An 18,122-nucleotide genomic window follows, 5' to 3' on the forward strand; every position below is an offset into this window, starting at 1 on the left:
AGATGGATTTCATTCTTCTGGACTACACCACGCTGCGCGTGATCTGGTGGCTGCTGCTCGGCATCCTGCTGATCGGCTTCGCGGTGATGGATGGTTTCGACCTGGGAGTGGGCACGCTGCTGCCTTTCGTGGCCCGCACCGACGCCGAGCGCCGGCTGGTGATCAACACCATCGGCCCGGTATGGGAAGGCAACCAGGTGTGGCTGATCCTGGGTGGCGGTGCGATCTTCGCCGCCTGGCCGCCGCTGTACGCGGTCAGCTTCTCAGGCTTCTACCTGGCGATGTTCGTCATCCTGTTTGCCCTGATCCTGCGCCCGGTCGGCTTCAAGTTCCGCAGCAAGATGCCGGGCGAGCGCTGGCGCAACACCTGGGACTGGGCGCTGTTCATCGGCGGCTTCATCCCTGCGCTGATCATGGGCGTGGCGGTGGGCAACGTCCTGCTGGGCGTGCCGTTCCACTTCGATGACAGCATGCGCATCTTCTACACCGGCTCGTTCTTCGGGCTGCTGATGCCGTTCGCGCTGCTGGCCGGCCTGCTCAGTGTTTCCATGCTGGTGGCCCACGGTGCGGCGATGCTGGTGATCAAGACCGATGGCCAGGTGGCTGACCGCTCGGCACGCTTTGGCAGCATTGCCGCGCTGATCGCCTTCGCACTGTTCGCGGTGGGGGGAGCCTGGGTGGCCTTCGGCCTGCCGGGCTACCAGATCACCTCGCAGGTGATCACCGACGGCGCCACCAACCCGCTGCTGAAGAGCGCCGAGCTGGGCGCGGCCGGCGGCTGGATGCGCAACTACAGCACCATGCCGGCGACCCTGCTGGCGCCGCTGGTCGGCCTGCTTGGCCTGCTCGCCAGCGCGGTGCTGCTGCGTGCCCGTCGCGGCGGCCTGGCCTTCATCGCCTCCGGCGCAGCCATCGCCGGCATCATCCTGACCGTCGGCTTCGCGATCTTCCCGTTCCTGCTGCCGTCCTCCAGCCAGCCCACCTCCAGCCTGACCGTGTGGGATGCCTCGTCCAGCCATCTGACCCTGTGGATCATGCTGCTGGCCACGGTGGTGTTCCTGCCGATCATCCTTGCTTACACCACCTGGGTGTACCGCGTGCTCAAGGGCAAGACCACCAGCGATGAAATGGGCAGCAACCCCAACGCCTACTGATCCCCTGCCTCCCAAGGAGAACCGAACATGTGGTATTTCGCCTGGATCCTCGGCGCCGGCCTCGCCTCGACGGTCGCCATCCTCAACGGCATGTGGTTCGAAGCCCGCGAACAGAACCGCATCGACACCGAGAATCGTCGCTGAAATGTAAAAAAACCTTGCCGCCCAGGCCTTCACACGGTATCTTAGGCGGCTCCTTCGGGGTGTAGCTCAGTCTGGTAGAGCGCTACGTTCGGGACGTAGAGGTCGCAGGTTCGAATCCTGTCTCCCCGACCACTTCGGTGGTCGCATTGAAGCCTGGTGAAGTCGTCCAGGCTTTTTTGTTCCCTGAAGAGCCGCTGCCCCCGGCAGCGTGAAGGAAACGGCGTTCACCCCTTGCCGCCATCGGGGTGAATGGCTAGAATAGGCGGCTCCCTTCGGGGTGTAGCTCAGTCTGGTAGAGCGCTACGTTCGGGACGTAGAGGTCGCAGGTTCGAATCCTGTCTCCCCGACCACTCCGGTGGTCACCAAGAAGCCTGGAAGACGCCATCGTCCTCCGGGTTTTTTTGTGTCTGCCGTCCAGCGACCCGCCGGACGCGACGCCGGAGAGGCGCGCCGCAGCGTGCCGGAAAGTGCCGATAGCGACAGATTGCGCCGACGGGACCTCGCCCCGCCCGCCAGCCACGTACAATGATGCCCACTCCCCCACCCGCCGCGTCGGCGTAGACCGATGCCGGCGCTGCACGCCACTGTGGCGGCGTGCGACACCTGCAAGGACCACCATGAGCTCCTCCTCACCCGAATCGCCGTCGCTGCTGCACGGCCGCGTTCTGGCATTCGCCGCCATCCTGCTGGCGGCGGTCAACCTGCGCACTGCCGTCACCTCGATCACCCCGCTGCTGGACGTACTGGGCCAGCAGTTCGGATTCGGCACCACCATGACCGGCGTACTGGGCATGCTGCCGACCGCCTCGTTCGCGCTGTTCGGCGTGGCCACGCCGGCTGTGGCCCGGCGCCTGGGCCTGGAGCGCACCACCCTGCTGGCGATGATCCTGGCCACGGCAGGCCTGCTGCTGCGCTCCAGCGCCGGCAACGTCGGCACCCTGCTGCTGGGCGCGGTCGTCGCGCTGGCTGGAATGGGCATCGGCAACGTGGTGGTGCCGCCGCTGGTGAAGCGCTACTTCGCCAATAAGGTCGGCACCATGAGCACGCTCTACATCAGCGTGCTGCAGCTGGGCACCATGCTGCCGGCACTGCTGGCGGTGCCGGTGGCCAGCGCGGCCGGCTGGCGCGTATCGCTGGGCATGTGGGCATTGCTGGCATTGGCCGCCGCGCTGCCGTGGCTGGTACTGGCCAGGCGCGCACCGAAGCCGCAGGCCGACGTTGCCGATCCCACCGCGCAGCCTCACGGCAAGGTCTGGCGCACCTCGTTGGGCTGGAGCATGACGCTGATGTTCGGCATGACATCGCTGATGACCTATTCGATGTTCACCTGGCTGCCGCGCATCGTGGTCGAAGCCGGCGCCACACCTGCGTTCGGTGGGGTGATGGTGGCGGTGTTCTCGGCGCTGGGCCTGTTGCCGTCGCTGGTCATTCCGTCGATGGCGGTGCGCCTGCAGAATCCGTTCCCGCTGGTCCTGATCGGCTATTCGTCATTCGTGATCGCCTTTGCCGGCCTGCTGCTGGCCCCCATGAAGGCGCCGCTGCTGTGGGCCTGCCTGCTCGGCGTGGGCCCCTCGACCTTCCCGCTGGCGCTGACCCTGATCAACCTGCGCACGCGTACCCCGACCGGTTCCGCCGCGCTGTCCGGCTTCATGCAGGGCGTGGGTTACAGCTTCAGCTGCCTGGGTCCGTTCCTGGTCGGTTGGCTGCATACCGTCAGCAACGGCTGGACGCTGCCGTTCGGCTTCCTGTTCGGCTGCGCCACGCTGATGCTGTGCGCATCGTGGGTGGCCTGCAAGCCGCGAAAGCTGGAAGACCTCTGGTAAAACGGCTCGCCGCCGGCGCAGGCCTGGCGGCTGCCGGGTCAGACCCGCGTCTGACCCTCGCCGCGGACCACGAAGCGCTCGACCGTCAGTGCCTCCAGCCCCATCGGACCATAGGCATGCAGGCGCGTGGTGGAGATGCCGATCTCGCTGCCCAGCCCAAGCTGGCCGCCGTCCGAAAAGCGCGAGGACGCGTTGACCATCACCACCGCCGAGCGCAGCGCATTGACGAACCGCTCGGCATTGACGGCATCGGTGGTCGCGATCACTTCGGTGTGATCGGAGGTGTAGCGGCGGATATGCGCGATTGCCGCATCGAGATCATCGACGACGCGCACGGCCAACACCAGATCGAGGAATTCGGCTGCGTAGTCCTCGTCGGTCGCCTCGGTGCTGCCCGGCAGCAACGGACGCGCGCGGGCATCCGCGCGCAGTTGTACGCCCCGTTCGCCAAGCGACTGCGCCACGCGTGGCAGGAACTCCGCCGCCACGCGCTGATGCACCAGCAGCGTCTCCAGTGAATTGCATGCGGCCGGCCGGCTGCACTTGCCATCGACCAGCAGACCGATGGCCTGGTCGAGATCGGCGCTGGCATCCACGAACAGATGGCAGACGCCCTTGTAGTGCTTGATCACCGGCACGCGCGCGTGTTCGGCGACAAAGCGGATCAGGCCTTCGCCGCCCCGCGGAATCGCCAGGTCGATCAGCTCGTGCAGCTGCAGCAGCTCCAGCATCGCCTCACGCCGCAGGTCGGTCAGTACAGTCACCGCTGCGGGGGGAACACCGTTGGCCTGCAACGCACCGGCCAATGCCTGGGCAATGGCGGTATTGGAATGGATCGCCTCGGAGCCACCACGCAGGATCACGCCGTTGCCTGCCTTCAGGCACAGTGCGGCCGCTTCGGCGGTCACGTTCGGGCGCGCCTCGTAGATCATCGCGATCACGCCCAGCGGCACCCGCACTTTCTGCACGCGGATGCCATTGGGGCGGACGTCGTTGCGGGTCACCTGCCCGACCGGATCGGGCAACGCGGCAACCTCACGCACCGCGTCGGCCATCGCCAGCAGACGCGGCGGGTCCAGTGCCAGCCGGTCCAGCATGGCACTGCCGACGCCCTTGTCGCGCGCGGCGGCCAGGTCGCGTGCATTGCCGGCCAGGATCTGGCCGGCATTCACTTCCAGTGCCTGTGCCATGGCCTGCAGCAGCGCGCGCCGCGCTTCGCTGTCGAGGCCTGCAACCGCCTGGGCCGCGTCACGGCAGGCGCGTGCCTGTGCTTGGATGTCACTCATCGGGGTGTCCTGCGGTCCGGTCATGGCAGCACCAGATCGTCACGATGGACGACGCTGCCCCCATAGTTGTAGCCCAGTACGGCCTGGATGTCGCGCGAATGGCGGCCAGCGATGCGGCGCACGTCGTCAGCCGCGTACTGGCTGACACCACGGGCAACGCAGACCCGCCCTTCGGCGGTGTTCCAGCACACCTGCACCATGTCGCCCCGGCGGAAATCACCGTCGGCACCGGTGATGCCACCGGGCAGCAGCGAGGCGCCCTTCTCACGCATCGCCTGCGCCGCGCCCGCGTCGATCACGATCGCGCCATCGGCCAGGGGGGCATGGCGCAGCCAGTGCTTGCGCGCCGCCTCACGGCTGCGTGCGGCATGGATCCGGGTGCCGAACAGGCGATCCTGCGCCAGCGCGCGCACCACCTCGCCGCTACGGCCGTTGAACAGATAGGTTTCGATACCCAGCCGGCCGGCCTTGGCTGCGGCCTCCAGCTTGGTACGCATGCCCCCGGTGCCCGCGCGCGAGCCGGCGCCGCCGGCCATCGCCAGCACGTCCGGGCCCAGTTCCGGCACATCGTGCAGCGGCCGTGCGTCGGCCACGGTGCGCGGATCGGCGCTGTACAGGCCATCGATGTCGGTGGCGATGAACAATGCGTCGGCATCGACCAGCGCCGCCACGGTCGCGGCCAGGTTGTCGTTGTCGCCGAGCTTGAGTTCATCCACCGAGACGGTGTCGTTCTCGTTCACCACCGGCAGCGCACCCAGCCGCAGCAGTTCGGTGAGGGTGGCGCGGGCGTTGAGGTAGCGGCGGCGGTTGCGCAGGTCGTCGTGGGTCAGCAGCACCTGCGCGACCGGGCGCTCGAAGAAGCGCTGCCACAGGCCGATCAGCTGCGCCTGGCCAAGCGCAGCCAGTGCCTGCCGCGCGGCCATCGCAGCGCCCGGCGCATCGGCACGCGGCAGGATCGCGCGGCCGGCGGCGACCGCGCCCGACGAGACGATCACCACTTCGCGGCCAGCCAGCACATTGGCCGAGACGAACTGGGCCAGGCCAAGCGCGTGGCGTGGCGACAGGCCGCCTCCATCGGCAGCGAGCAGGCTGCTGCCCACCTTCAGTACGGCACGTCGCCATGGCGGCAGCGCCTGTTCGGGAAACGGCGAAGCGACGGGGGCGGCGTGCGGGGTCATGGCCGGGCTCTCAGCGCGTATTCCATTCGTGCACGGTCAGCTCGGAGGCCTGCATCGTCACCAGCGGATCCGTGGCGACGATGGCCTGCGCCTGTGCGAGGCTCTCCACGTTGCACAGCACGTAGGCACCGCCGCTGCCGTCGGCGAAACCACCGGTGAGCTGCAGTTGGCCCTGCGCACGCAGTCCATCGAGGAAATCCAGATGCGGCTGCACAGCGGCGGCACTGAAGCCGGGCCGGCGCATGGCCAGGACCAGATAGACGGTGCCCGCCATCAGGACAGCGCCTGCCAGCGCGCGCGCAGCTCATCCAGGCGCAGGTCCGATGCCGAACCCGGCGAGACACGCGCGGCCAGGCTGCCCTCCGGCGTGCGTCCCTGCCCTGCGCTGTCGGCACCTGCCGCGGCGGCCTTGTAGGCGTCGCGGAACGGCACGCCGGCCACGGCGGCCTCGACCGCGACGTCGGTGGCATACATGCCGGAGTCGATCGCCGCGCGCAGCCTGTCCTTGCGCCATTCCAGATTGGCCAGCAGCGCCGGCAGCAGTTCCAGCGCGGCCAGGCCGCGACCGAAGCCGTGGAAGATGGCCCCCTTGGACGACTGCAGATCACGATGGTAGCCGGACGGCAGCGACAGCAGCTGTTCGATTTCGGTGCGCGCCGCAGCAACGCTGGCGTGGGTGGCACGCATCAGTTCGATCACATCGGGGTTGCGCTTGTTCGGCATGATCGAGCTGCCGGTGGTGTACTGCGCCGGCAGTGCGACGAAGCCGAATTCGGCGCTGGTGAACAGGGACAGGTCCCAGGCGATGCGACGCAGGTCCAGGGTAGCGCCACCCAGCGCCTCCAGGGCGGCCAGCTCGAACTTGCCGCGCGACAGCTGTGCATAGATCGGTGATACCTGCATGCGCGCGAAACCGAGCGCGGCCGTGGTGTGCTCACGGTCCAGCGGCAGGTTCACGCCATACCCGGCGGCGGTGCCCAGCGGGTTGGCATCGACCAGCGCATGGGTGTCACGTGCACGGATGGCATTATCGATGAAGGCTTCCGCCCAGCCGGCCCACCACATGCCCGCCGAGGACACGACGGCTCGCTGGATGTGCGTATAGCCCGGCACCGGCAGGTCCTTTTCCGCCTGAGCGCGGTCGAGCGCGACCTTGGCCACCTCGGCGCTGAGCTGGGCGACGCGCTGCAGCTTTTCCTTCAGCCACAGGCGCGTGGCGACCAGGATCTGGTCATTGCGGCTGCGACCGGTGTGGATCTTGCGGCCGGCATCACCCAACCGCTCGGTCAGGCGCGCTTCGATCGCCGAGTGACCGTCTTCATAGCGCGTATCCAGCACGAAACGGCCTGCGCGGAAGTCGTCTGCCAGCACCTCCAGCTCGCGCAGCAGGCCCTCCAGCTCGCTGGCGGCGAGGATGCCGATGTGCTGCAGGCCCTGTGCATGCGCGGCGCTGGCCGCGATGTCATGCAGGAAGAACTCACGGTCGAGGATCACGTCATCGCCGGCGAGGAAGGTCTGGATCTGGGCGTCGACAGCGACGCCGGGTTTCTGCCAAAGAAGGTCTGCCATGGGGGCTCCGGATGCGGGTTCAGTGCGGGATCGACGTCAGTTCGTCGATGCCCAGCGCAAGGTTGAGATTCTGCATGGCCTGGGTGGCCGCGCCCTTCAGCAGGTTGTCCAGCGTCGCCACCACCACCACCCGCTTGCCACCCGGGGCCAGGGTGAAGCCACCGATCTGGGCACCGTGGCGGCCGGCGATGCGGCTGACCCACGGCGCGTCATCCACCACCTCGATGAGTGCTTCGCCGGCATAGGCCTGCTGGAAACGCTCGACGATCTGCTCGCGCGTCTGTGCGCGGTTCAACCACAGATTGGCGGTCAGGGTGATGCCGCGGAAATGGGGCGCCACATGCGGCATGAACTCCACTGCCACCCCCAGCTGCACCGACACCTCGCGCTCGTGCACGTGGTTGGTCAGCGCGTACGGCATCAGGTTGTCGGCCAGCAGTTCGACGTTGTTCTTGTCGGAGGGCGTGGTGCCCGCACCGGAGTAGCCGGACACGCCGAAGCACTGCGGGGGCCCGGCCAGCAGGTCCAGCAGCGGATGGATCGCCAGCTGCATCGCGGTGGCGTAGCAGCCAGGATTGCTGATGTGCTTCTGCCCGGTGTAGCGACCGCGGGTCAGCTCCGGCAGACCGTAGTACCAGCTGTGATCGAAGCGGTAATCGGCCGACAGGTCCACGATCACCGTATCGGGCCGGGCGCTTTCAAGCGCGGCCACGAACGGTGCGGCCAGGCCATTGGGCAGCGCCAGGATCACCGCGTCCACGCCCTTGGCCGCCACCGCGTCGGCGTCGAGGTTCTCGTAGCGCAGATCACCCTGCACTTCCGGGTGATGGTCAGACAGGCGCTGCCCTGCACGTTCGCGCGAGGATACGAACGCCAGGCGCAGGCGCGGATGCGCGGCAACGAGCTTGATCAGTTCGGCACCGGTATGGCCGCGGGCACCGATGATGCCCAGGGAGAAAATCGAATCGTTCATGCGTGGCTGTCCAGACGGTACTGCAGGTGGCGCTTCACGCCCTGCCATTCCGCATCGATGATGGAAAAGATGACGGTGTCGCGCGGCGTGCCGTCGGCATGCCGTTTGTGGTTGCGCAGCACGCCATCCTGCTTGGCCCCCAGGCGGGCGATGGCGGTGCGCGAGGTGGTGTTGAACCAGCTGGTTTCCAGCACCACGCTGATGCAGCCCATGACTTCGAAGGCATGCTGCAGCAGCAACAGCTTGGCCTCGGTATTGGCACCGGTACGCTGCGCGCGCGGTGCATACCAGGTATAGCCGAGACTGAGCCTGGGCACGGCGGCATCGAGGTCATAGAAGCGGGTGCTGCCGACGATGTCGCCAGCGGCATCACGGATGACGAAGGGCAGCACCCTGCCCTCCGCCTGCGCCTGCAGTGCGGCCTGTACGTAGGCGCCTGCCTGTGCCGGCGCCGGCACCTGGGTGTACCAGAGCCGGTCCAGTCCGCTGCCTTCCAGCGCGGCACGCAGGCCGTCCACGTGTCCCTGCTGCAAGGGCTGCAGCGTCACATGCTGGCCGCGCAGGGTCGGCACCGTCGCCCAGGTGTCGGTGACGGTCATCGTTCAGCCCTGCAGGCTCGGTGCGCGTGCAGCGCAGTGATCGACATAGGTGCGGATGCGGTCGATGCCATCGGCACCGAACCAGAACACCTTCCACTGGTCCTGCTTGTAGCAGCCGTCGGATTCGGCGTAGTAGAAGTGGTTGATCGGATTGCCGTGACGCGAGCGCCAGAACAGCTGAGGCGTTTCCTCCAGCATCACGTTCCAGACCGCACGCCCCAGGCCCTCGCCCTGCGCATCATCGAGCACGGCGAACTTGTCCAGATAGACACCTTCGGCCTCGTTGGTCAGGATGACGGCCGTCCGATAGTTCTCGCTGACGTACGCGCGCAGCAGCCTGGTCTTCTGGAAGTAGTCCGGCACCAGGGTGCGGCCGAAGCTGGATTCGATCAGGCCCTTCAGGCGTGGCAGATCCAACTCGTCCCACGTGGCCGCGCGCAGCACCTTCTCGCCCTTGCGCACCAGCGTGCCTGAGCCCTTGTGGGTGAACAGTTCCTTGGCCAGATCGGCCGGGCGGGTGATCGACACCGACGATTCCAGCGGCAAGCGATCGAGCAGATCCTTGATCTGTTCGATCTTGACCTTCATGCCGCCGTGGATCCACGGCTGTGCGATCAGGTGGTCGTACTCGGTGGACAGGTTGATCGAATCGATGACGTTGCCCGCCTCGTCCAGCAGGCCACCGGTACCGGTCAGGAAGATGATCTTGTACGGCTGCAGTTCCTGCACCAGTTCGTTGGCGGCAAAGTCGGCATTGACGTTCAGGATCTGTCCGCCGGCGGTCTCACCCAGGCTGGTGATGACCGGGATCGATCCGGCGCGCAGGCTGGCTTCGATCGGCGCCAGGTTGACCTTCTTCACTTCACCGACCAGGCCGTAGGTGTCCACGTCCAGGTACTCGGCCTCGAACACGCCACCGGTGATCGAGGTGGCACGCGCTCCATTCTGCTGCAGGGCTTCGACAAGGCGCAGGTTGGATTGCTGGAACACCCGGCGCACGATCGCCAATGCTTCCGGCGAGGTCACGCGCAGGCCGTTGACGGTCTGCTTCTCGATGCCGGCAGCGGACAGCTCGGCATCCAGCTGAGGGCCGGCACCGTGCAGCACGATCGGGGTCAGCCCGACTTCCTGCAGGAAGGACAGCGAGGAAGTCAGCGCTTCAAGATCGTCGCGCAGCACGGCGCCACCGACCTTGACCACGGCGAAGCGCTTGGCGTCCAGCTGCGAGAAGCGCTTGAGGTACTGGCTGATCTCCTTCGCGCTGGCCATGCTGGACAGCAGGCGCACGATGGTCTGGCGGGTCTGGCGGTGGGGCTGGAGGGCAGGAGACATTTCGGTTTCGTCACGGGCGGCGGTCGCCGCGTTGCAGTTCCACCATGCCGGGGCATGGCGGCGTTGTGGGGTTGATCAGGCGCCGGCGCCGATGATGCGGTGCACGGCGTCGGTATAGCGTTGCAGCTGCTCCAGCGTCACGAACTCATCGGCCGTGTGGGCCTGGGCAATGTCGCCGGGGCCGAACACCAGCGTGGTATAGCCTGCCGCGGAGAACAGCGATGCCTCGGTCCAGAAGTCCACCGCGTTGCCGATCGGCAGCTCCAGTGCATCGGCCACGTCACGCGCCAGCAGACGGCGGTTCTCGGCTTCGGCGATGTCACCGGCCGGGAGGCTGGGGCCACGGAAGGTTTCGGTGAACAGCGCGGCTTCCGGTTCGGCAAGACCCGCGAAGGTCGCCAGCAGCGCATCGATGTCCATCGAGGGCAAGGGGCGGAAGCCGAAACGCACTTCGGCTGCCGGTGCGATCATGTTGGCCTTGATCCCGCCTTCGACGCGCCCGATGTTGAAACGCAGGCCGGTCAGGCCACCGAAGCGTGCAGATGCAAGGGAATCCACATGATCCAGGGCCCGATTGCCCCAGCGCATCGCCTGGTGCAGCGCACTGGCGGCGGCATCCTGCCTGCCGGACGCATGGCCCGCACGGCCGGCGAACTGCATCAGCACCGAGCTGATGCCACGGTGCGCGAGCACGGCCTCGCTCATGGTCGGCTCGGCCACCAGCACCGCGTCATAGGCAATGCCACGGGCCAGGAACGCGGCGATGCAGCGTGGATCGTTGGCTTCCTCGTCGCTGGAGAACAGGAACGCGGCGTCGCCGTCACTGGCATTGGCCGCAGCCACCAGCGCCGCCGCAGCGCCCTTGATGTCACACACGCCCAGGCCGACCACACGATCGTCCAGGCGGCGCATCACGTGCGGGTCGGCAGTCCAGTGTGGCGAATCCGGCACCGTGTCCAGATGCACGTTGAACAGGTACTTCGGTGTGCCGCGCACGGCATACAGGCTGACCGCACCGGCCCCGTGATCGATCACTTCAACGGTGAAACCCGGCAGGTTGGCGCGCAGGTAATCGAAGATGCCAGCGGTGCTGATCGCGCGCGGCGGGTTGCGGGTGTCGAAGGACACCAGGGCCTGCAGGTGATCGAGTGTCTGTTCAAGCATGAATCAACAGTTCCTGTGAAATTCCGCCGGGCATGGCCCGGCGCTACCGTATCGCCTCTGCTGGAGCGCCCCAGCGCAATCGCGGTCAACCGCGATTGACCTGCGCGTACAGCGTGGAGCTCATGCCGAACAGCTTGATGAAGCCTTCCGCCTCTTCCACGCCCCAGTCGGCCGACTGCGCATAGGTGGCGCCCTTGGTGTTGAGCAGATGCGGCGACTTCACCGCCACCGCGTCCACGCGCCCACCACGGGTCTCCAGTACCACTTCGCCGTTGACCTTGGCCTGCGAGGACTTCAGGAACGCCTCGATGTCGGTCTTCAGCGGGTCGTGATAGAAGCCTTCGTAGACCAGCTCCACCCACTTGCGCGCCACGTCCGGCTTGAAGCGGTTCTGCTGCTTGGTCAACACCGCGTCTTCCAGCGCGCGGTGGGCGGCCAGCAGCGAAACCAGGCCGGGGGCCTCGAACACGATGCGGCCCTTCAGGCCGATCACGGTGTCGCCGGTGTACACGCCACGGCCCACGCCGTAGGGAGCGAACAGCTTGTTGAGCTGTGCCAGGATCTGGTCGCCCGGCAATGCCTTGCCGTCGAGCTCGACCGCTTCGCCCTCGACGAACTTCAGGGTGACGGTCAGCGCCTGTTCCGGCCATTCACTGCGCGGCGAGCACCAGCCACGTGCGCCCTCGCCCGGAGCTTCCCAGCGGTCGATCTCGCCACCGGACATGGTCACGCCCAGCAGGTTCTCATTGATGGTGTAGGCCTGCTGCTTGGCGCGCACGCCGAAACCACGCTCTTCCAGGTACTTCTGTTCGTAGGCGCGGGTCTGGGTGTGCTCCTTCTGGATCTCGCGGATCGGCGCGATGATCTGGTAGTCGCCCAGCGCCTTCACCGCCAGATCGAAGCGGACCTGGTCGTTGCCCATGCCGGTGCAGCCGTGGGCGATGATGTTGGTGCCCAGCTCGGCGGCACGCTTCAGCGCGGCATCGACGATCAGGTAGCGGTCCGAGACCAGCAGCGGGTACTGGCCCTGGTAGCCCTCGCCCGCCCACACGAACGGCTTGACGAAGCCCTCCCAGATGGCCGGGCCACCGTTGACGGTGACATGGCTGGTCACGCCCAGCTCGGCGGCACGCTTCTCGATGAAATCACGCTCTTCATCATCCACGCCGCCGGTGTCGGCGAACACGGTATGCACGTTGTAGCCGCGCTCCTGCAGGTACGGCACGCAGAAGCTGGTATCGAGGCCACCGGAGAAGGCGAGGACGACGTCTTTGTTGCTCATGGGGGGTAATGTCCTGGTAGCGCCGGGCCATGCCCGGCGGGGTTTTTGAATGGGAAAGAATCAGCGCCCGGCAACCGCCGCCATGATCGCCTTCTGTACGTGCAGGCGGTTCTCGGCCTCGTTGATGGCGATGCACTGCGGCGAGTCCATCACCGCGTCGGTCGCCTTCACGTTGCGGCGCAGCGGCAGGCAGTGGCTGAAGACACCGTTGTTGGTCAGTGCCATCTTGCGTTCGTCGACGATGAAGTGCTTGAACTGGTCGCGGATCGGCTTTTCCGGCTCCCAGTTGCCGAAGAACGGCAGCGCGCCCCAGCTCTTGGCGTAGACCACATCGGCACCGGCGTAGGCGCTGTCGATGTCATGGCTGATCTTCAGCGAACCGCCGCTCTCGGCCACGTTCTGCTCGGCCCAGCCCATGTAGCGGTCGTCGAGAATGTAGTCGGCGGTCGGGCACAGCAGGGTCACGTCCATGCCCATGCGGGTGGCGATGGTCAGCGCCGAGTTGGCCACGGCGGTATTCAGCGGCTTGGGATGATAGGTCCAGGTCAGCACGTACTTCTTGCCGCGCAGGTCCTGGGTGCCGAAGTGCTCCTGCAGCGCCATCACGTGAGCCAGTTCCTGGCACGGGTGGGTGATGGTCTCCATGTTGATCACCGGCACCGGCGAATACCTGGCGAAGCTGTTGAGCACGATGTCCTGGCGGTCATAGGCCCAGTCCACGAACTTCGGGAACGCGCGCACGGCGATGATGTCGCAGTAGCGGCCCAGCACCTTGGCCACTTCGGCGATATGTTCTTCGGTATCGCCGTCCATCACCGTACCGAGGTTGAACTCGATCGGCCACGCATCCTTGCCCGGTTGCAGCACCACCGCGTGCGCACCCAGCTGGAACGCGCCCAGCTCGAAGCTGGTGCGGGTGCGCATCGACGGATTGAAGAACACCAGCGCGATCGACTTGCCCTTGAGCTGGTCGCCGAGCTTGTTGCGCTTGAACAGCGCTGCCTGGGTCAGCAGCGCATCAAGCTCGCTGCGGCTCCAGTCCTGGGTGTTCAGGAAGTGCTTGGGGGACATCATCTTTCCTTGCGTGGCGGCGTCAGGTTCGACGCGGTGGAAGGGAAATGCGGAAACCAAAGGTGGGGTGAAATCGTTGCAGTTGAAGCTTTCAGGAAGCGGAAACGAAAAAACCCAGCCGGCGGGCTGGGTTTCTATCGGACGAACAGCAAAAAGCTCCGGTTACCCAGCGAGAATGTGGGGTTCCGGTCGACGGGCACGCGAGGTCATGCCCGACGCCTGTCGGGCTGCGCTGCTGTCGTGCTGGAAGTCGGTGAGCTTCATGGCCGGGCATCTTTGCACGCGGCCGGCGCCGGCGCAAGGGGCCGGGGTCCCAGAATCAGGGATTGCTGGCGGTGCCCTGCTCCGGGCCGACCCAGGGCGTGATCGAGACCCGGACCTTGAGCCGGTTGCCAGGGTCTTCCGGCAGGCGCGAGCGGTACTTGGTGCCCCTGTAGACGTAATCCACGTCGTAGGCGATGGGCCGACGGAACTCGCGCCCGACGGGAACGATCCGGCAGTCGCGGGTCAGCATCGGCCCGTTGTTGGTGGGACCGGTGGGCGCGGCCGGCGTCTCGGCTGCGGTCTCGTCCACCGCCTCCTCGTCGCTGCGCTTGAACATCGAGCGCACCGAGTCCCAGAAGCGGCTGATCCGGCCCTTGTCCTCCGTCGGCTCCTCGCCGGTGACGTTCACCGGGGCCAGGGTCCGGGTCGACACCGGCTCGCAGTGCTCCTCGGTCCGGGTCGCGCGCAGGGTCTGGAACACCGGCTCGACGTTCAGCACCTGGGCGTAGTCGAACTTCACGTTCTCCACGATCACCACCCGGTTGCGGGGCTCCCCCTCCTGGGCCAGAGCCACGGCCGGCAACGCCGACAGCCAGGCCAGGGTCAGCAACGCGGTGGATTTCATTGGCGACGGGAGCAAGGACACGGCAATAGTGTAGGCAGTGACGAGCGCAAGGGGCTGAACATTACCCGTCCGCGCCGCTCCTGCCCACCCCACCTGGGTGGCCCCCGGGTCCACCGGTGGCAGGCGGTCGCCCCAAAGGGGGCCGACACGTTCTAAAATCGCAGGCTTGTCCCCCAGCCACACCCCCATGACCCTGCGCCTGCACAACAACCTGACACGCCAGCTCGAACCGTTCATTCCGCTCGACCCGGCCTGTCCGACCCTGTATGTGTGCGGCCCGACGGTCTACAACTACGTGCACATCGGCAATGCCCGTGGGCCGGTGGTGTTCGGGGTGCTGGCCGACCTGCTGCGGCGGCGTTTCGGCGCCCTGCGCTACGCCCGCAACATCACCGACGTGGATGACAAGATCAACACGGCCGCGCGCGAACAGGGGGTGCCGATCAGCACCATCACCGACCGTTTCGCCGCCGCCTACCGCGAGGACATGGCCGCGCTGGGCGTGGTGCCGCCGGACATCGAACCGGAAGTGACCGCGCACATGCCGCAGATCATCACCATGATCGAGCAGCTCATCGCCAACGGTCATGCCTATGCCGCCGAGGGCCACGTGCTGTTCGCCGTTGCCAGCTTCGATGGCTACGGCAAGCTCTCCCGCCGCGACCCGGAAGAAATGCTGGCCGGCGCCCGCGTCGATGTCGCGCCGTACAAGCGCGATCCAGGCGATTTCGTGCTGTGGAAGCCGTCCACCGACGACCTGCCGGGCTGGGCCTCGCCGTGGGGCCGTGGCCGCCCCGGCTGGCACATCGAATGCTCGGCGATGGCTGCCGCCCATCTGGGCGAGACCATCGACATCCATGCCGGTGGTGTCGACCTGCAGTTCCCGCATCACGAGAACGAAATCGCGCAGAGCGAATGCGCCCATGGCGGAAAGATCTTCGCCCGCTTCTGGCTGCACAACGGCATGCTCAATTTCGGCGGTGCCAAGATGAGCAAGTCGCTGGGCAACATCGAACGCGTGCACGACCTGGTGCGCCAGCACCCGCCGGAAGCGCTGCGCCTGGCCCTGCTGTCGGCCCACTACCGGCAGCCGCTGGACTGGTCCGACGCGCTGATCGAACAGTCGGTGCGCACGCTGGACCGCCTCTACGGCACCCTGCGCGAGCTCGCCGCGGTTCCGGCCGTGGCGGTGATCCCGGCCACGATCGAGGCAACCCTGGATGACGACCTCAACACGCCGCAGGCACTGGCCGAACTGGCGCGCATCGCCGCCGAAGCACGCCGCGCCATCGAGCCGGCCGAACAGGCGCGCCTGAAAGGCGAGCTGCTCGGTGCGGGTCTGGCGCTGGGCCTGCTGCAGGCCGACCCGGCGCAGTGGTTCGGCACCGTTGCCCACGGTGATGGCGAGGATGCGCGCATCCAGGGCCTCATCGATGAACGCGCCGCCGCCAAGAAGGCGCGTGACTTCGCCCGCTCCGATGCCATCCGCGACCAGCTGGCCGCCGAAGGCATCGTGCTGGAAGACACCCCGCAGGGCGTGCGCTGGTCGCGCAAGCGCGGCTGATCCGCGCCCGCCACGCCCCCACCGAAGAGATTGCAGTGATCGACTCCCCGTTCCCGCTTGAACCCACCACCGCCGAGGCCCAGGCCGCCATCGCCGAGGAATTCGGCTTCTTCGGCGACTGGTCCGAGCGCTACCAGTACCTGATCGACCTCGGCCGCAAGCTGCCGGCCTTCCCCGAAGAGTGGAAGACCGAAGAACACCGCCTGCTCGGCTGCCAGTCGATGGTCTGGATCGTTCCGGAAGGCAATGCGCAGTCGCTGCGCTTCCACGCCATCAGTGATTCGGCGATCGTCTCCGGCCTGATCTTCCTGGCCCTGCGTGTCTATTCCGGGCGCTCGGCACAGGAAATCCTGGACACGCAGCCGAGCTACATCCAGGACATCGGCCTGGCCCGCCATCTTTCGCCGACCCGCAGCAACGGCGTCGCAGCGATGCTGGCCTTCATCCGCGAGACGGCGCAGGCCCAGCTGCAGCGCGGACACCCGTGAGCGGGACCGCCCCGGCCGAAGACACGGCGCTGGGCCTGCTGGCCCGGCCGGGCTTCGCCAAGCTGCTGGCCTACCGCATCTTCGCCATGTTGTCCTACCAGGTGGTGGCCGTCACCGTCGGCTGGCACATCTACGAAGTTACCCGCAATCCGTTCTCGCTGGGCCTGATCGGTCTGGCCGAAGTGCTGCCGTTCTTCTGCGTGGCCCCGTTCGCCGGCTATCTGGTCGACCATCTACCGCGGCGCAAGCTGGGAATGGTCGCCTGCTCCGGCCTGATCGCCACCGCACTGGTACTGACCAGCGTCGCCATGGGCTGGCTGCCGTTCCACGGCGTATGGCCGATCTATGCGGCGATCGCACTGACCGGCATGGTCCGTGCCTTTCTTTCGCCGATCTACAATGCATTGTTCGCCCGCGTGCTGGCGCGCGAGCAGTTCGCACGCGGTGCGGGACTGGGCGCCGTGGTGTTCCAGGCCGGCATGGTGGTGGGTCCGGCGCTGGGCGGCGTACTGGTCGGCCTGGGAGGCAAGGGGCTGTCCTATGGCGTGGCGACGGCCTTCGCGCTGGTGGCAGTGGCCTGCCTGGCCACGCTGAAGGTGGAGGAACCGGTGCACAGCGGCCCCGCAGCACCGATCTTCCAGAGCATCGCCGAAGGTGCGCGCTTCGTGGTCGGCAACCGCATCATGGTCGGCGCGATGGCGCTGGACATGTTCTCGGTGCTGCTGGGCGGCGTGGTGGCAATGCTGCCCGCCTTCCTGCATGAGATCCTGCACCATGGACCCGAAGGGCTGGGCATCCTGCGCGCTGCGCCCGCTCTGGGCTCGATCGGCGTGGGCCTGTGGCTTGCCCGGCACCCCCTGCACCGCAACGCCGGCCGGGTGCTGCTGTCTGCGGTCGCGGGCTTCGGGCTGTGCGTGATCGGTTTCGGGCTGTCGCAGCACTTCTGGCTGTCGGCGCTGATCCTGCTGTTCTACGGCGCCTTCGATGGCGTGTCGGTGGTGGTCCGCTCGACCATCCTGCAGCTGGCGACGCCCGAGGAAATGCGTGGGCGGGTATCGTCGATCAACGGCATCTTCATCAGTTCGTCCAACGAACTGGGCGCCTTCTATGCCGGCACGATGGCACGACTGCTGGGCCTGGTACCGGCAGTGGTGCTGGGGGGCTTCGCGGTGCTGAGCGTGGCCGGCATCACAGCATGGAAGAACCCGACGCTGCGGAAGTTGAATCTTCGCGACCTGCAGTGAACCTGCAGAGCCGAGCCCGTGCTCGGCTGCGCATTTCCGTGCGCCCACGCAGCGGTTGCGCCGGGCCGCGCCCGGCGGGCTTCTTCCGCGACCGCGGCGGGGTGTAACTTTCTTTGCTCGTGCAAAGAAAGTCACCAAAGAAACACGCCGCCATCCGCGAGCCGGCGCTGCGCGCCAGTGCCCTGCGGTGCTCGGCTCGCTACAAGGCGGACCCAACAGCCGCGAGCGCACGCATGACCGCTCCTGGTAGAGCCAAGCCATGCTTGGCTGCTTTTGCTTTTGCTTTTGCTATTCCTTGCCCTCCGGCTTCGGCCTGAGCCGAGCGTGGGCTCGGCTCTACATCGGCCGCGCACGCAGGGATG

The 18,122-nt window shown here is 66.9% G+C and carries 17 protein-coding genes and 2 tRNA genes; 8 read left to right on the top strand and 11 right to left on the bottom strand.

Features of this window, described 5'->3' with window-relative positions:
• Positions 1 to 2: 2 nt before the first annotated feature.
• From cydB to ACVOME_RS05555, 5 genes are all read left to right on the top strand, one after another.
• Positions 3 to 1,154, top strand: a complete 1,152-nt coding sequence (gene cydB, locus ACVOME_RS05535; protein ID WP_481504815.1) for a cytochrome d ubiquinol oxidase subunit II — start codon at positions 3 to 5, stop codon at positions 1,152 to 1,154.
• Between the two features lie 27 nt (positions 1,155 to 1,181).
• The gene (gene cydX / locus ACVOME_RS05540; RefSeq protein WP_053520342.1) at positions 1,182 to 1,298 is read left to right on the top strand and encodes a cytochrome bd-I oxidase subunit CydX; all 117 of its coding nucleotides are present in this window, start codon (positions 1,182 to 1,184) and stop codon (positions 1,296 to 1,298) included.
• 55 nt (positions 1,299 to 1,353) lie between these two features.
• Positions 1,354 to 1,430: transfer RNA gene (locus ACVOME_RS05545), tRNA-Pro, on the top strand.
• A gap of 141 nt (positions 1,431 to 1,571) precedes the next feature.
• Positions 1,572 to 1,648 (top strand) — tRNA-Pro (locus ACVOME_RS05550).
• A 267-nt stretch (positions 1,649 to 1,915) separates the two neighbouring features.
• Positions 1,916 to 3,121 (top strand): CynX/NimT family MFS transporter, encoded by a 1,206-nt coding sequence (locus ACVOME_RS05555; RefSeq protein WP_277380888.1) that lies wholly within the window; start codon positions 1,916 to 1,918, stop codon positions 3,119 to 3,121.
• 38 nt (positions 3,122 to 3,159) lie between these two features.
• Here the strand turns inward: ACVOME_RS05555 and ACVOME_RS05560 are convergent, their stop codons facing one another.
• The 11 genes from ACVOME_RS05560 to ACVOME_RS05610 form a co-directional block, all read right to left on the bottom strand.
• Positions 3,160 to 4,431 (bottom strand): glutamate-5-semialdehyde dehydrogenase, encoded by a 1,272-nt coding sequence (locus ACVOME_RS05560; RefSeq protein WP_481504816.1) that lies wholly within the window; start codon positions 4,429 to 4,431, stop codon positions 3,160 to 3,162.
• Positions 4,428 to 5,585 carry a glutamate 5-kinase gene (gene proB, locus ACVOME_RS05565; RefSeq protein ID WP_053519697.1) on the bottom strand — a complete coding sequence of 386 codons (1,158 nt, stop codon included), beginning with the start codon at positions 5,583 to 5,585 and terminating at the stop codon, positions 4,428 to 4,430. Before proB ends, ACVOME_RS05560 begins: the two co-directional genes overlap by 4 nt.
• A gap of 10 nt (positions 5,586 to 5,595) precedes the next feature.
• Positions 5,596 to 5,859, bottom strand: coding sequence for a YciI family protein (locus ACVOME_RS05570; protein ID WP_065181936.1), 264 nt, complete (start codon positions 5,857 to 5,859; stop codon positions 5,596 to 5,598).
• On the bottom strand, positions 5,859 to 7,154 hold the full coding sequence (argH, locus tag ACVOME_RS05575) for an argininosuccinate lyase (RefSeq protein ID WP_481504817.1): 1,296 nt from the start codon (positions 7,152 to 7,154) through the stop codon (positions 5,859 to 5,861). Before argH ends, ACVOME_RS05570 begins: the two co-directional genes overlap by 1 nt.
• Before the next feature lie 19 nt (positions 7,155 to 7,173).
• A complete protein-coding gene (gene argC / locus ACVOME_RS05580; protein ID WP_053519694.1) occupies positions 7,174 to 8,127 on the bottom strand; it encodes an N-acetyl-gamma-glutamyl-phosphate reductase in 954 nt (317 codons plus the stop codon).
• Positions 8,124 to 8,726, bottom strand: a complete 603-nt coding sequence (locus tag ACVOME_RS05585; protein ID WP_065175501.1) for a GNAT family N-acetyltransferase — start codon at positions 8,724 to 8,726, stop codon at positions 8,124 to 8,126. The genes argC and ACVOME_RS05585 overlap by 4 nt, the downstream gene beginning before the upstream one ends.
• A gap of 3 nt (positions 8,727 to 8,729) precedes the next feature.
• On the bottom strand, positions 8,730 to 10,058 hold the full coding sequence (locus ACVOME_RS05590) for an acetylglutamate kinase (RefSeq protein WP_053519692.1): 1,329 nt from the start codon (positions 10,056 to 10,058) through the stop codon (positions 8,730 to 8,732).
• A gap of 75 nt (positions 10,059 to 10,133) precedes the next feature.
• Positions 10,134 to 11,222 (bottom strand): acetylornithine deacetylase, encoded by a 1,089-nt coding sequence (locus ACVOME_RS05595; protein WP_053519691.1) that lies wholly within the window; start codon positions 11,220 to 11,222, stop codon positions 10,134 to 10,136.
• An 85-nt stretch (positions 11,223 to 11,307) separates the two neighbouring features.
• Positions 11,308 to 12,504 (bottom strand): argininosuccinate synthase, encoded by a 1,197-nt coding sequence (locus ACVOME_RS05600; protein WP_053519690.1) that lies wholly within the window; start codon positions 12,502 to 12,504, stop codon positions 11,308 to 11,310.
• Positions 12,505 to 12,564: 60 nt separating this feature from the next.
• Positions 12,565 to 13,575, bottom strand: coding sequence for an N-acetylornithine carbamoyltransferase (locus ACVOME_RS05605; protein ID WP_053519689.1), 1,011 nt, complete (start codon positions 13,573 to 13,575; stop codon positions 12,565 to 12,567).
• Positions 13,576 to 13,894: 319 nt separating this feature from the next.
• Positions 13,895 to 14,464: a glycine zipper 2TM domain-containing protein gene (locus ACVOME_RS05610; RefSeq protein WP_053519688.1), complete on the bottom strand. Its 570-nt coding sequence runs from the start codon at positions 14,462 to 14,464 to the stop codon at positions 13,895 to 13,897.
• Between the two features lie 187 nt (positions 14,465 to 14,651).
• Here ACVOME_RS05610 and cysS point away from each other — a divergent pair, with 187 nt between their 5' ends.
• From cysS to ACVOME_RS05625, 3 genes are read left to right on the top strand one after another with little or no spacing between them, the layout of a single operon-like run.
• Positions 14,652 to 16,028, top strand: coding sequence for a cysteine--tRNA ligase (gene cysS / locus ACVOME_RS05615; RefSeq protein WP_262218727.1), 1,377 nt, complete (start codon positions 14,652 to 14,654; stop codon positions 16,026 to 16,028).
• Positions 16,029 to 16,063: 35 nt separating this feature from the next.
• A complete protein-coding gene (locus ACVOME_RS05620) occupies positions 16,064 to 16,516 on the top strand; it encodes a SufE family protein (protein ID WP_053519686.1) in 453 nt (150 codons plus the stop codon).
• Positions 16,513 to 17,760 carry an MFS transporter gene (locus ACVOME_RS05625; RefSeq protein WP_180875549.1) on the top strand — a complete coding sequence of 416 codons (1,248 nt, stop codon included), beginning with the start codon at positions 16,513 to 16,515 and terminating at the stop codon, positions 17,758 to 17,760. The genes ACVOME_RS05620 and ACVOME_RS05625 overlap by 4 nt, the downstream gene beginning before the upstream one ends.
• Positions 17,761 to 18,122 lie beyond the last annotated feature (362 nt).

It is taken from the genome of Stenotrophomonas sp. STEN008 (assembly GCF_056760435.1).